At 67.8% G+C, this 14,177-nt stretch carries 12 protein-coding genes; 10 read left to right on the top strand and 2 right to left on the bottom strand.

Translation table 11 applies throughout. From position 1 onward, the window contains the following. On the bottom strand, window positions 1-854 hold an 854-nt coding region (locus N7590_RS14840), incomplete at its 3' end, for a pirin family protein (protein ID WP_279935687.1). A gap of 150 nt (window positions 855-1,004) precedes the next feature. Between N7590_RS14840 and N7590_RS14835 the strand changes: the two genes are divergently transcribed. The 10 genes from N7590_RS14835 to N7590_RS14790 all read left to right on the top strand — a co-directional run bounded on the left by N7590_RS14835 (window position 1,005) and on the right by N7590_RS14790 (window position 12,441). Next, window positions 1,005-1,931, top strand: a complete 927-nt coding sequence (locus N7590_RS14835; RefSeq protein ID WP_164240979.1) for a LysR family transcriptional regulator — start codon at window positions 1,005-1,007, stop codon at window positions 1,929-1,931. Window positions 1,932-2,069: 138 nt separating this feature from the next. Beyond that, on the top strand, window positions 2,070-2,573 hold the full coding sequence (locus tag N7590_RS14830) for an RNA polymerase sigma factor (RefSeq protein ID WP_008266486.1): 504 nt from the start codon (window positions 2,070-2,072) through the stop codon (window positions 2,571-2,573). 82 nt (window positions 2,574-2,655) lie between these two features. Continuing rightward, complete coding sequence (locus tag N7590_RS14825) at window positions 2,656-3,612, top strand: FecR domain-containing protein (RefSeq protein WP_279935686.1); 957 nt, start codon at window positions 2,656-2,658, stop codon at window positions 3,610-3,612. A gap of 182 nt (window positions 3,613-3,794) precedes the next feature. Continuing rightward, window positions 3,795-6,917: a TonB-dependent receptor gene (locus tag N7590_RS14820; protein ID WP_164240981.1), complete on the top strand. Its 3,123-nt coding sequence runs from the start codon at window positions 3,795-3,797 to the stop codon at window positions 6,915-6,917. Window positions 6,918-6,970: 53 nt separating this feature from the next. Further along, a complete protein-coding gene (locus tag N7590_RS14815) occupies window positions 6,971-7,735 on the top strand; it encodes a Slam-dependent surface lipoprotein (protein WP_053449902.1) in 765 nt (254 codons plus the stop codon). A gap of 90 nt (window positions 7,736-7,825) precedes the next feature. After that, window positions 7,826-9,280 (top strand): porin family protein, encoded by a 1,455-nt coding sequence (locus N7590_RS14810; protein ID WP_164240983.1) that lies wholly within the window; start codon window positions 7,826-7,828, stop codon window positions 9,278-9,280. Between the two features lie 117 nt (window positions 9,281-9,397). After that, entirely contained in the window at window positions 9,398-9,802 is a 405-nt protein-coding gene (locus tag N7590_RS14805; protein WP_164241033.1) for a response regulator, read from the top strand. Window positions 9,803-9,811: 9 nt separating this feature from the next. Continuing rightward, complete coding sequence (locus N7590_RS14800; protein ID WP_279935685.1) at window positions 9,812-11,398, top strand: PAS domain-containing protein; 1,587 nt, start codon at window positions 9,812-9,814, stop codon at window positions 11,396-11,398. A gap of 71 nt (window positions 11,399-11,469) precedes the next feature. Further along, window positions 11,470-11,811 (top strand): type II toxin-antitoxin system prevent-host-death family antitoxin, encoded by a 342-nt coding sequence (locus tag N7590_RS14795; protein WP_164240985.1) that lies wholly within the window; start codon window positions 11,470-11,472, stop codon window positions 11,809-11,811. Between the two features lie 3 nt (window positions 11,812-11,814). Continuing rightward, complete coding sequence (locus N7590_RS14790; protein WP_164240986.1) at window positions 11,815-12,441, top strand: AAA family ATPase; 627 nt, start codon at window positions 11,815-11,817, stop codon at window positions 12,439-12,441. A gap of 72 nt (window positions 12,442-12,513) precedes the next feature. Here N7590_RS14790 and proP read toward each other — a convergent pair whose 3' ends face one another. After that, on the bottom strand, window positions 12,514-14,001 hold the full coding sequence (gene proP, locus N7590_RS14785; protein WP_164240987.1) for a glycine betaine/L-proline transporter ProP: 1,488 nt from the start codon (window positions 13,999-14,001) through the stop codon (window positions 12,514-12,516). Window positions 14,002-14,177: the final 176 nt, after the last annotated feature.

The raw sequence follows: 14,177 nt of genomic DNA, 5'->3' as shown, positions 1-14,177 counted from the left end.
TGGCCGAAGCGGCCGCTGTTGAAGTCGTTGACCGCCTGCGCGATCTCGGCCTGGCTGTTCATCACGAACGGGCCATAGCCCACCACCGGCTCGTCGATCGGCTCACCGCTGAGCAGCAACACGGTGGCGTCGCTGTCGGCGTCGACGAACACGTCCGTGCCAGCGCGGTCGAAGGTGACCAGCTGTGCCTCGCCGACCGGCGGGCCGCCGTTGATCCGCACCGAACCCTTCAGCACCACCAGTGCCAGCGTGCGGCCATCGGCCACCGGCAGTTCGGCGTGGTGCCCCTGCTGCAGGCGGATGTCCCAGACATCCATCGGCGTGTGGGTGCGGGCCGGGCCGGCACGGCCGTCGAAGCGACCGGCGATGACCCGCACGCGGCCAGCGCCCCCAGGCAGATCCACCGAGGGAATGTCTGCATCGAGCAGGGTCTGGTAGCCCGGCGCACCCATCTTGTTCCGCGCCGGCAGGTTCACCCACAACTGGACCATGTCCAGCGTGCCGCCGCGCCGGCTGAATTCCGGCGTATGGAATTCCTCGTGGAGGATGCCCGAGGCAGCGGTCATCCACTGCACGTCGCCCGGGCCGATGGTGCCGCCGGCCCCGGTTGAATCGCGATGGGCGACTTCGCCCTCATAGACGATGGTGACCGTCTCGAAACCACGATGCGGGTGCTGGCCGACCCCACGCGGGGTGTCGCTGGGCGCAAAGCTGTACGGGCCAGCGTAGTCCAGCAGCAGGAACGGGCTCAGGTGCTGGCCGTGGGTGTTGTACGAAAACAGCGAGCGGGCGGGGAATCCGTCGCCGACCCAATGCGGGCGGGGGGCGCTGTAGGTACCGGTGACACGCTTCATGGCGATCTCCTGGCCGGGGCTGCCGGCCGTTTCTCTTCGTTGCGGAGACGATATCGCTGCAACAATTAGCTCGGTAGACGCCATTATTTGCCGTCATAGTCCTATCTGGTGAACAATTGGCCCAGACCTTGCGCCGCAGGAGTTCGCCCCGTGTTCATTGCCGATATCCGCCGCTGCGACCTCAACGACCTGTTCTACTTCGCCATGGTGGTGGAGCACGGCGGCTTCTCGCAGGCCGGCCGTGCGCTGGCCATGCCCAAGTCGAAACTGAGCCGGCGCATCGCGCTGCTGGAGGAGCGCCTGGGCGTGCGGCTGATCCAGCGTTCGACCCGGCGCTTCTCGGTCACCGAGGTCGGCCAGGACTACTACCGCCACTGCAAGGCGATGCTGGTGGAGGCCGAAGCAGCCGAAGAAGCCATCGCGATGTCACGCGCCGAGCCGCGCGGCACGATCCGCCTGGCGTGCCCGATCGCGATCCTGCATGCGCGCATCGGCCCGATGCTGGCCGACTTCCTGGCCCTGCACCCGCAGGTGACGGTGCAGCTGGAGGCCACCAACCGCCGCGTCGACGTGGTGGGCGAGTGCGTGGACGTGGCGATACGGGTACGGCCGCCGCCGCTGGAGGACAGCGACCTGGTGGTGCGCGTGCTGGCGCGCCGGGTGTGGTGCACCAGTGCCAGCCCGGCGCTGCTGCAGCGGCTGGGTACGCCGCAGGTGCCGGCCGACCTGGCGATGATGCCGACCGTCGACCTGGCCTCGCCCAGCCAGCAGCATGCCTGGGAGTACACCGGGCCGGACGACGTGCAGGCCAGCGTGCACCATCGCCCGCGCCTGGTCAGCGATGACATGATCGCGCTGCGCGCCGCCGCGGTTGCCGGGGTGGGGGTGTTGATGCTGCCGCGGATGATGATCAGCGAGGAGCTGGCCCGTGGTGCGCTGGTGCCGGTGTTGCCCGAGTGGGTGCCGAAGCACGGCATCGTGCACGCCGTGTTCCCATCGCGGCGCGGATTGCTGCCGGCCGTGCGGGCACTGCTCGATTTCCTGGCCGAGCGCTTCGAGGCGCTGGACGAGCCATAGCCCCCGCATCCACGCATGGCGTGGATCTACCGAATGTGTCGACTCGACTGTGCTTGCCGCCCGTGGCCACGCAGCCCACAATTCACCTCCGGACCGTCGCCATCACGCCCATCATTCCCCGGTCCGGCCTTGGCACCTATGTCTCCCAATGCCCTGGCGCTGGTCGAGCTGCTGATCCGCGAGCGCCGTGCGTTGTCTCGCTTCATCGCGCGCTATCTCGACCCGGCCAGTACCGAGGACACCCTGCAGAACCTGTACCTGAAGGCCAGCAGCGTGCCCGGCGATCCGCCCATCCTGGAGCCGCGTGGCTATCTGTACCGGATGGCCTATCACCACGCGCTCAACCGCAGCCAGGCCGATGCCCGCGAACGGCGCGCGATGGCCGAGTACGCCGCCGACATGGCCGGGGCCGGCCACGATGGCGAGGCGCAGGCGCTCGACCAGGCACAGCTGCGTGAGATCACCCAGACCATTCTGGCGCTGCCCGGGCAGGTGCGCGAGTGCTTCGTGCTCAACCGCTACCTGGGCCTGAGCGAGCGCGAGATCGCCACGCGCCTGGGAATTTCCAAGAGCCTGGTCGGCAAGCACGTACTGCGCGCGGCGCTGCTGATCCAGCAGCACCAGCAGGGAGTGCGGCGATGAACGGCGATTGCCGTGGGCAGATCGCGCCCGCCATTGTCACAACAGGAAAGCGCACCCGTTCGCGGTGCGGCAGGCCACAACCATGACCACGTCCGAACCCTCGCCGCGTCAGGCCAGGCAGACGTTGCGCTGGGTGATCCGGTGCAGTGCAGGCCCGCTGCCCGAACGCCAGCAACGAACCCTGCAGCGCTGGCTGCAGGCCGATCCGTGCCATGCACTGGCCTGGCGCCAGCAGCAGGCCTTCTGGCAGGGGCTGGATGTCGCCGGGCCCGAGGTGCTGGCCGCGCTGCCCGGGCTGACCGCCGATCGCGAAGGGCTGCGGCCGCTGGCGCCGCGCCGCCGCCTGCCGTGGCTGCTGGCTTCGGCCGCTGCCGTGGTGTTGATGGTCGCCGCCGCACCGCAGGCAGTGCTGCTGGCACGCAGCGACCTGCGCAGCAGCGATGCGCCGCGCGTGGTGCAGCTGGAAGATGGCAGCACTGCCGTGCTGGATGCCGGTACCGCGCTGGCCATCGACTTCAATGGCCAGCAACGGCACCTGCGCCTGCTGCGCGGCCAGGCCTGGTTCCAGGTGGCACACGAGGCCCGGCCGTTCCAGGTCGAGGCGGCGGGTGGCAAGGTGCATGACATCGGCACCGCGTTCAGCGTGTCGATGCAGGACAGCACGGTCACCACCCAGGTCAGCGAGGGCGTGGTCGATGTGCGCCCGGGCGATGGCAGCGTGCAGCGCCTGCATGCGGGGCAGGCACGTGTGTTCCGTGACGGGCGCTGGCTGCAACCGCTGCAGCAGGTAGGTCCCGATGGCGTAGCGCCGTGGCGGCGCGGTGAAGTGGTGATCGACGATCTGCCGGCGGCACAGGCCATTGCCGATCTGGGGCGCTACCGCCGTGCACCGGTCTGGGTGCTGGGCGGGCAGGGTGCCCGCGTGCGGGTCAGCGGCCTGTTCCACCTGCAGCACCCGGAAACGGGCATCGATGCGGTGGCCGCGCAGGCAGGACTGCGCGTGCAGCGCCTGCCTGGCGGCGCGATGGTGCTGTGGTGAGGTGCAGCCGGTTGATGGCAGAAAGCGCCACATGAAAAAAACATGAAAAAACCGTGGGCACTCGCCGTGCCCCGTTGTCTATAGAGGTATAGCCAGAGCGAAACACCGTTTTTCCTCAAGCCAGACATGCCACCGGCACCGGATGTGCCGGCGGTTCCGCCCCGCTTGAGGAGTTCCCGTCCATGCCGTCCACGGCATCCGCCTGTCACCGTCGCGCCACCGTCCTGGCCCTGGCCATCTCCACCGTACTGCTGCCGTTGGCCGGGGTGCCGGCCGCGCAGGCGCAACCGGCGGTCGTCGCGCCGCTGCGCCAGTACGCCATTCCCGAGCAGCCGCTGGCCGATGCCGTGCGTGCGTTCGGTCGCCAGGCCGATGCCCAGGTGGTGTTCCGCAGTAATCTGGTGGAAGGCCGTCGTTCCAGTGCGGTGCAGGGCGAGTACAGCCAGATGCAGGCCCTGCAGCAGCTGCTGCGCGGCAGCGGCGTGCGCGCACAACGCGGCATGGACGGCACCTGGAGCCTGCGCGCCGCAGCGGAGGCCGGTGAAGGGGAGGGGGTGCGGGTGACCGAGACACTGGACGTGGCCGGTCGCCTGCAGTCGGAAGGGGGCGAGGCCCGCGATCGGCGCGGCTACGATGATGTGTTCGCGCTGGACCTGACCACGGCGTATTCGGGGCGCGACCGGGTGGAACGCTATCGCGGCTCCAACCCGGCCGACGTGGTCAAGGATCTGGTCGGCGTGTTCAGTGGCGATGCGCGCAACAGTGGCGCACTGGACATCAACATCCGCGGCATCCAGGGGCCGGGGCGGGTGCCGGTCAGCATCGACGGGGGCGAACAGGCGTTGACCGTCTGGCGCGGCTACAACGGCGTCAGCAACCGCAACTACATCGATCCCAACCTGATTGGTGGCATCCAGGTCATCAAGGGGCCAGGGCTGGTGCGCGATGTGCACAGCGGGATCGGTGGCGCGCTGGTGATCAAGACCATCGACGTTGACGACATTGTTGCGGCCGGCGAGCGCTTCGGCGGGGAGCTGAAGATCGAAGGCAGCAGCAATGCGGTGGCGCCGCGCCTGCCGCGGCTGCATACCGGCGAGGACTACCGCACGGTACCCGGCTTCCCGCAGGGCTCGCCGAACTCGCCCTATGACGACCGCACCCTGGTGGTGCCGGTGAAGTCGCGCAGTGGCAACAACCCCTTCGACGGCGAGGACCAGGCCTGGCGACTGGCGCTGGGCGTGCGTGGCGACAACGTCGACCTGATGGCCGCCTACGCCTGGCGCAAGCGCGGCAACTACTTCTCCGGCAGCAAGGGCAGCGGCTACTACGACCAGGACCCGCGCGAGAAGTACGAATACCAGGGCATCGACTACATCACCACGCTGGCGCGCTACTTCAAGCCGGGTGATGAAGTGCCCAACACCTCCAGCGAGCAGGAATCGTGGCTGGTCAAGGGAACCTGGCAGATCAACGACGACCAGCAGCTGAAGGCCACCTGGCGGCGCACGCTGTCGCACTACGGCGAGATCATGCCCTCGCGCATCCTGTCCGCGCCGGACTATGGGCGCATCCAGTGGCCGCTCAGCCGCGTCGACTCCGATGCCTGGAACCTGGAGTACCGTTTCCAGCCAGCCGGCAGTCGTTGGCTGGACCTGTACGCCAACCTGTGGCGCACGGAAACGGAAAGCGACACCTACACCGCCGGTGGCTTTCCCAACTTCGCGGTGGGCAACCCGGCATGGAACCCGGACGCCAGCCCGATCCTGCGCAACACCGCGCTGGCCAACGCGCGCAACGACCGCACCGGCCTGATCCTGAGCAACCGTTTCGCCCTGCATTCGACCCTGGACCTGACCGTGGGCGGCAACTGGCAGTACGAGAAGCTGGGGTCCCGCGATCCGTACTTCGGTACCACCGATGGCTGGCGCATGTTCCCGCGTGCCGGGCGCCGCCAGGAGGGAGAAGGCTACCTCACTCTGGAGTGGCGCCCGGTCGACTTCCTCACCCTCAATGCAGGTGTTCGCTACAGCCGCTACTGGGCCTTCGATGATTTCCTCGAGGCGCACCCCGAGCTGCTGACCAAGGGCGTAGGTGGCAAGGAAGCGCAGTACACCGTGAACGAGTTGCTGCCCCGTCCGGCAGACCTGCAGTCACGCATCGATGCATTGGAGGCGCGCCGCGCCGTCTGGGAAAAGCGGGGCATGGGCTGGTTCATCGACCAGAGCATCCGCAACCTTCTGGCGCCGTATGAGACCCCGCGCCCGGTCCGACATACCCGGCCCTGGTTGCCCGATGCCGATGGCAACTACACGCGCGCAGGCAACCCCTGCCTCAATGGTGAAGTGGCGGCCATTCCCGGCGTGCAGCCGGTGTTTGCCGGCAGCGACCAGGTCTGCAACATCGGCAACAGCGTGCAGTCGCGGCCGGTGGATGGGCGCAACAGCCGCCGGCGCGACCATGCCTGGCTGCCGACCTTCTCGGCCACGGCTCACCTGTCTCCGGCCGCGCGTGCCTACGTGCGTTACAGCGAAGCAGTGCGGTTCCCGAGCATGTTCGAAAGCACCATCGCCTTCTCCGGCAGCCTCAATCCGCTGTACGCGCTCAAGCCCGAGCACGCCTACAACTACGAGATTGGCTACGTGCACAACCTGTCGGCCCTGTTCGGCAACACCGCCGATGCCGACGTCAAGCTGGCCTACTACGTGCACAAGACCCGGGACGTGATCGAGCGCGACGGCAACTTCCTGTTCGACAACATCGACAAGCAGACCATCCGCGGCATCGAGCTGCAGGCGCGCTTCGACAACCGGCGCTTCTTCACCGATCTGGGTATCACCCGCACGCTGGAAAACGAAGTGTGTGACGAGAGCACGGCGGTGCTGCTGGACGCGAACCGCGGCCTGGTGCCGAACTGCGTGCAGGACGGCTTCGTCGGTGGCTACCTGCTGACCCAGGCCATCCCCAAGCTGTCGATCAACTGGTCGCTGGGCACGCGCCTGTTCGATGAGCGCTTGGAACTGGGCAGCCGCATCGTGCACTACCAGCGCCACGAGAACCCTGACCTGCAGGCCTACCGCGACCGCCTGCTGAGCGGCGGCAGCGGCCTGCTCTGGCAGAACGTGCCGTTCACCTGGGGAAACATCACCACCGTCGATGCCTATGCGCGCTGGCGCTTCAACGAGCATGCCAGCGTCGAACTGGTCGGCAGCAACCTCGGCAACCGCTACTACGTCGATCCGGCCACGCGCTCCACGCTGCCCGCGCCGGGTCGCACCCTGAAGCTCGGCGTCACCGCGCGCTTCTGATCTCCCACTTTCAAGCGTTGTACCCGTAGTTCCCTCAATCAAGGAGCAATACCATGAAAATGATCTCCCGTTCGGTTCTTGCCGTTGCCGCCTCGCTGGCTCTGGTCGGTGCCGCGCATGCTGCCGATATCGTCGGTGCTGCCAGTGCCAAGACCGATGCCGAGCTGTACGTGGCGGTGGGCGAATCGCAGGTCAATGGCGGCCCGCACCGCGCTGGCAAGGCCGGTATCGGTGTCGGCACCGTGTCCCAGGCCAAGCCGGTGGACTTCCAGGGCCTGAGCGCCTACTCGGCACCCACCACCGTCAATGGCGTGACGGTACGTACCCTGGCCATGCCGATCACCGGCGCACCGGGCAGCCACGCCGGCATGGGCCACTTCAACTTCGTCAAGGTCGGCAGTGGCGATGTCTGGTTCGGTGAATGGTCCAAGGATGGCGCCGCCGGTGGTTTCAACAACCGCCAGGTCTACTTCGTCGGTGACCGCGCCGGCACCACGCTGCCCGCCGGCGTGGCGTCCTACACCGTGGCTGGCCTGAACAAGTTCAACGGCAGCAACCTGCTGAGCGGCACCTTCGACGCCGACTTCGGTGCCGGCACCCTGGATGGTGCACTGTCCGGCAATGGCCTGAACCTGGCCATCGTTGCCAACATCAACAGTGCCGACGCATCGTTCGCCGGTTCGGCCAACGTCAATGGCAGCGTCAACGGCACCACCCAGGGTCAGTTCTTCGGCGCCAACGCCGCCACCCTGGCCGGCATCGCCACCTTCGCCGGCAACAGCCAGTACGACACCGCCTTCGGCGGCAGCAAGAACTGATTGCCACGCCCCTGACGGGGCAGGGCAGGGACAAGCCGCGATCCGCCAGTCCCTGCTTCGGCCCGCTGCATGCATCACCACGGATCGACCATGCGCCATCCCATCTTCCTTGTGATCCTGTTGCTGGCCGCTGCCGATGTGCGCGCCCAGCAGGATGATCTGCGTCGCGTGCTTGAGCAGGGCAGCGAACTGCGCCACCAGCAGCAGGACCAGCAGCGCCTGCGGCAGGCCGAGTCGGAGCGGCCGACCATCACCATCGACGGCCAGACCCTGCGCGTGGAGCGCACCGTCGACGATCTGGGCCAGGCGCTGTACCTGTCGCTGCAGCATCAGCAATGGGGCGCCGCGCAACGCTTCCTGGACGAATACATCGAACTGCCCGGCCACGACCCGTTGCTGCGCCACTACGCGCAGGGCGGCCTGGCGCGGGTGGCCGGCAATCACCGCCGCGCGGCCAGCGAGTACGAGGCGCTGCTGGCGGCCCAACCGGATTTCCTGCCGGCGCGCCTCGAACTGGCGCGTGTCTATGCCGAAGACCAGCGCGACCGCGATGCCGTGGCGTTGTTCACTGCCATCGCCGGTGGCATCAATGCCGACGACCCCGCCACCGCAGGTGTGCGCGGACGGGTGGACGCCTACCTGGCCGCGCTGCAGGCGCGCCAGCGCTGGAAAGGAGCGCTGGCCGCCGGCCCGGCATGGAGCGACAACATCAACCGCAGCTCGGCCAGCCGCACCTGCCTGTTCGGCGTCGGCGAGACCTGCATCATCCAGCGCAATCTTCCCGATGCCCAACGCGCGATGGGCCTGGACTACGACGGCAACCTGGAACGTCGCTGGGCGCTGGCCGGTCATCATGGCGTCTATGTGCGCGGGCTTGCGTTCGGCCAGGCCTGGCGCGGGCACAGTGCCTACAACGAACTCAATGCCAGCGTGCAGGCCGGCTACAGCTGGCGCAGCGCACGGCATACCCTGCAGATCGCGCCGAGCTATGACTACCAGGGCGTGGGCAATCGGGCCCTGCAGGGCGGCAGCGGGCTGCACGGCGAATGGCAATATGCGCTGGATGCGCGCAGCCTGCTCAAGCTGGAGGCCGACTGGAAGCGCCAGCGCTATCGCCAGCGCGGCCTGGCCAGCAATTACGACGGTGAGTTGGCTGCGGTGTATGCCACCTGGTTCCGTGCGCTCAACCCGCGCTGGACCCTCTTTGCCGGACTGGACCTGAGTGACAGCCGTGCCGCCAATCCGGCCAACGGCTACCGCCAGCGAGGCCTGCGCCTGGGGGCCGCGCGCCAGTGGACGGGTACCACCGCCACCGTGTTCGTTTCATTGCGCGAGCGTGACTACGATGCCTGGAGCCCGTTGCTGGAGGCGCGGCGCGAGGACAGCGAACAGAACCTCATCGCCATCGTGCGCAGCGAACGGCTGGCGGTCGCCGGGCTGGTGCCCAGCCTGAGCCTGCGTTACGCGCGCATTGACAGCAATGTCGGCTGGCTGTACAGCCACGACCGCAGCCTGCTCAGCCTGAAGTGGGAGCGCGCGTTCTGAGGTAGAGGCCGTCAGTACCTGCTCTTCATCGATCGTCACGCGCTCTTGTAGGCCGGATCGCGCATCCTGCCCTCGTTGCGACCGCAGGCGGGTCGCGTGCATCGAGGAGTGCAGGGCGTGCTGGAAGCCGGTAACAAACCAGAGGGCCTGAAAGGGCTGCGCGTGCTGGTGGCGGAAGATGAATTCGCCATCGCGATGTTCCTGGTCGACTACCTGGAACTGAAGGGCGCACAGGTGATCGGCCCGGCCGGTGACCTGCAGGCATTGGGGCGGCTGGTCGATACCCATCCGATCGACGTCGCATTGCTCGACATCAACCTCGGCGGCGAACAGGTCTATCCGTTGGCCGATCGCCTGGCGGAGGCGGGGACGCCGTTCCTGCTCACCTCCGGGTACGACGACAACCTGCCGAGCCGTTTCGCCGCCGCCCCGCGCTGCACCAAGCCCTATCACATCGAGGCCCTGGTCCAGCAGCTGGCCGGGCTTGTCGCTGCACCGCAGGCGTCTGCGGGCATCACCTGACCGGGCCGTATGGGGCGCCGTATCGAAGGCTTCCACGCCGCCGACCGGCAGGCCGGCATGCCGCCGGCGCTGCGGCTGCACGCCCGCCACGACGGGATGGCCGCGCGCATTGCCCGGCATGACTGGGCGTCGACCGCGCTGGGCGGGATCGACCGCTGGCCGCCGCACCTGCGCGCCACCGTGGACCTGATGCTGGCCCACGGCTTCCCGATGATCGTGCTGTGGGGTGAGCAACTGGTGCAGCTCTACAACGACGGCTATGCCGAAATCCTCGCCGACAGGCATCCGGCCGGGCTCGGCCAGCCGACCCGCGAGTGCTGGCCCGAGGTCTGGCACATCAATGGGCCGCTCTATACCCGGGTCTGGCAGGGCGAAACCCTCACCTTCGAGGACAAGCTGTATCCGTTGGCCAGGCACGGCCGCCTGGAGGATGTCTGGTTCACCATCACCTACAGCCCGATCCGCGGCGAGGAAGGGCGCATCAACGGCGTGCTGGTGACGATGTTCGAGACCACCGCCGCGCATCTGGCACGGGCCGCGCGCGAGCGCGAAGAACTGCGTCGGCGCGAGAGCGAGCGTCGCCTCGAGCTGGCCTTCAGGATGCTGCCGGTGGGGTTGTGCATTGTCGATCTGGACGGTCGCATGCTGTTATCCAACGACCAGATGCGCGCCTATCTGCCCACCGGCAAGGTGCCGTCCGCCGATGCGGACAACCAGCACCGCTGGCGGGGCTGGCACACCGACGGCAGCGCCATCGGGCCCGACGACTTCGCCATTGCCCGCGCGATGCGCGGTGAAACCGTGGTGCCGGGGCTGGAGTTCCAGTACCTGCACGACGATGGCCGCGCGCGCTGGACACGGGTTGCTGCCGCGCCGCTGCGCGATGCCGATGGCGAGGTCAGCGGCGTGTTCGCCATTGCCGTGGACATCGACGACCTCAAGCGCGCCACCGAGCGCCAGTCGGTGCTGCTGGCCGAACTGCAGCACCGGGTGCGCAACATCATGTCGACCATCCATGCCCTTGCCTGGCGCACCCGCGCGTCGGTCGGCAGCGTGGATGAATATGCCGAACGGCTGTGCGGGCGCCTGATGTCGCTGGCGCGCACCCAGAGCCTGCTGACCCGCGGCGCCAACGCCGGGGTCTGCCTGCGCGGCATGCTCAACGAGGAAATCGCGGCGGAGACGCCGTCGATGGCCGCCTACTGCCTGCAGGGCGAGGATGTGCTGCTGCCGCCCAAGGCGGCCGAAGTGCTGTCGCTGGCCATCCATGAGCTGGCCACCAATGCACTCCGTCACGGTGCGGTGAGCCATGCCAGCGGCCGCGTCGAGGTGTCCTGGCAACTGCAGGTACAGGACGAACAGCCCTGGCTGGGCCTGCACTGGTGCGAACGCCATGCCGAGGTGGAGGGCTGGGCGCTGCCCCAGCAGCGCGGCCTGGGCCGCACTCTGATCGAGCAGCGCGTGCCCTATGAACTGGCCGGCACTGGCGAACTGCGCTTCAGCCCGCAGGGGCTGGACGCCTGGATCCGGTTCCCGCTGCGCGAGCGCGACAGCCTGCTGCAGACCGATGCGCCGCAGGTCGGGCCAGGCCGGTGAAACCCGGTTTATCCCCAATTTGGCCAAATTGGGTATAGTGGCCATAGTCCACCTCTGCCCGGAGCTGTGCCATGACCCTGCCGCTGGATCTGCCCGGCCTTGAAAAGGCCCCGGCCTCGTCGGTGAAGACCCGCGGTTGGCCGAGCCTGATGCGCACCGTGCGCGAGAAGCAGGCGCTGGTCATCACCAACCACAACCACCCCGAAGCGGTGATCGTGGACATCCGCACCTACCAGGAACTGCTGGCCAAGGCCGCCGGTAGTGACGCCGGGGAGCGCAGCGAGGAGCTGATGCGCCTGCGCAGCGAGTTCGACCAGACCCTGGCCGGCCTGCAGCGTGGCGAGGGGCTGGGCAAGGTGCTGGGCCAGCCGATCCGTCGCGGCCGCAAGGTCACCCTCGGTCGTCCGCTCTGACCGATGGGGCGGATCCTGGTGCTGGCCGGCGTCAATGGCGCCGGCAAGAGTTCGCTGCTGGGCACCTGGCTGGAAGCCGAAGGGCTGAGCTGGTTCAACCCGGATTCGTTCACCCGGCGCCTGGTGGAGGCTGGCTGGCCGCTGCCCGAAGCCAATGCCGAGGCGTGGCAGGAAGGCACCCGCCGCCTGCGCCAGGCGATGGCCGACGGCACTGACTTCGCCTTCGAGACCACGCTGGGCGGCAACACCATTCCGCGCCTGCTGCGCGAGGCCTGCGAACGGCACCACGTCGCCATCTGGTTCTGTGGCCTGGCCAACGTCGAACTGCACATCGCCCGCGTAGCGACGCGGGTGGCTGCCGGTGGCCACGACATTCCGGTCGAGAAGATCCACGCGCGCTTCGATTCCGCGCGCGAGAACCTGCTGGACCTGCTGCCGCACCTGGCCGAACTGCATGTCTACGACAACAGCGCCCCGGCTGATGCCGAGGGCTGTGTCGAACCACTGCCGGTGCTGGCGATGGCGCAGGGCCAACTGCAGTACCCGGTGTCGGTGGCCGAACTGCTGCACACCCCGGATTGGGCCAAGCCGATCGTGATGCGCGCGATGGAATTGAACACCACACCATAGATCCACGCCATTCGGCACCGGCGGAGCCTCAGTAGATCCACGCCATGCGTGGATGCGGTTTCGCGCCGGGCCTCAGGCCGGCTTCACCTGCTCGGGCTCTGCAACGTCGGGCAACGGCGGCAAGCTCGGGTCCACCGTCACCGGCACGTCGCTCTTCAACAACGCGGCGGCTTCCTTGTCACTGCCCACGGCCGGCGGTGAACCGCGCAGCGGCAGGCCGGCGGTTTCCTTCACGAACAGCATGGTCACCAGGCCGATCACCGCCGCACCCATCAGGTAGTAGGCCGGCACCAGCGGATCGCCGGTACGCTCCACCAGCCACGCGGTCACCAGCGGCGTGGTGCCGCCGAACAGCGACACCGACACGTTGAAGGCGATCGACAGCGCGCTGTAGCGCACCGGGGTATAGAACAGCGCCGGCAGCGTGGATGGCATCGAACTGGTGAAGCACACCAGCGCCAGGCCCAGCAGCATCAGGCCCAGGAAGATCATCCAGTCGTTGCCGCTGCCCACCAGCAGCAGGCACGGCACCGCCAGCACCAGCAGCGCGATGCACGCACCGATGATCATCGGGCGGCGGCCCAGCTTGTCACTGAACAGCCCGCCGACGATGTTCAGCGGCATCATCACCAGCATCACGATGATGATCAGCAGCAGGCCCTTGCTCTCGGCATAGCCCATGGTGACGCTGAGGTAGCTGGGCATGTAGGTCAGCAGCATGTAGTCGGTGACGTTGAACACCAGCACCAGGCCCATGCACACCAGCAGCTGGCGGCCATGCACCTGGAACAGCGCGCCCAGCCCGGGGCGGTCATGTTCGCGCTTCTCTGCTTCTTCGGCGAAGGCGCGGAATGCCGGGGTTTCTTCCAGTTTCATGCGCATGTACAGGCCGAGCAGGCCCAGAGGGCCGGCCACCAGGAACGGAATGCGCCAGCCCCAGTCCAGCATCTGCTCGCTGCTCAACAGAATGTGCAGCGCGGTGACGGTGCCGGCGCCGGCGATGTAGCCGCCCAGCGTGCCGAACTCCAGCCAGCTGCCCATCAGGCCGCGGTTGCGGTCGGTGGAGTACTCGGCGATGAAGGTGGCTGCACCGCCATACTCGCCGCCGGTGGAAAAGCCCTGCACCACGCGCGCCAGCAGCAACAGCACCGGCGCCCAGATGCCGATGCGTTCGTAGGAGGGAATCAGGCCGATCGCAAAGGTGCCCAGCGCCATCAGGATCATGGTGAACGCCAGCACTTTCTGGCGGCCGTAACGATCGCCCAGCGGGCCGAACACCAGGCCGCCCAGCGGCCGCACCAGGAATGCCACGGTGAAGGTAGCGAAGGCGGCGATCACCTGTGCGGTGGGATTGCTGGAGGGGAAGAACACCTGGCCGATGGTGACGGCCAGATAGCCGTACACACCGAAGTCGAACCACTCCATGGCATTGCCCAGTGCAGCCGCGCCGACGGCGCGCTTGAGCATAGGCTTGTCGACAACGGTGATCTCATCGACCTTCAGGTGGCGGCGGCGTTTGAACCAGCCGAAATGGGCATGTGAATCGGGGGTGTCCTGCATGGAGGCTCCCTGTCAGGTGGGGGAATGAGCGATGGGGTGTGTTCCGGGAACAGGCGCGGGCGCGATGCCACGCGCACGGCACGGCACCTCCGCAGGGGCGGAAACACGGAAACGGGATCACCGCGGCAGCGCAGACAGCGGCCGGGTGTCACATCAGCGTGGGGAGTGCAGGCAGA

Source organism: Stenotrophomonas sp. GD04024, from assembly GCF_029837545.1.
Classification (GTDB): domain Bacteria; phylum Pseudomonadota; class Gammaproteobacteria; order Xanthomonadales; family Xanthomonadaceae; genus Stenotrophomonas; species Stenotrophomonas forensis.
The sequence above is the reverse complement of the archived record's forward strand: the minus strand, read 5'-3'. Positions and strand labels throughout refer to the sequence as shown.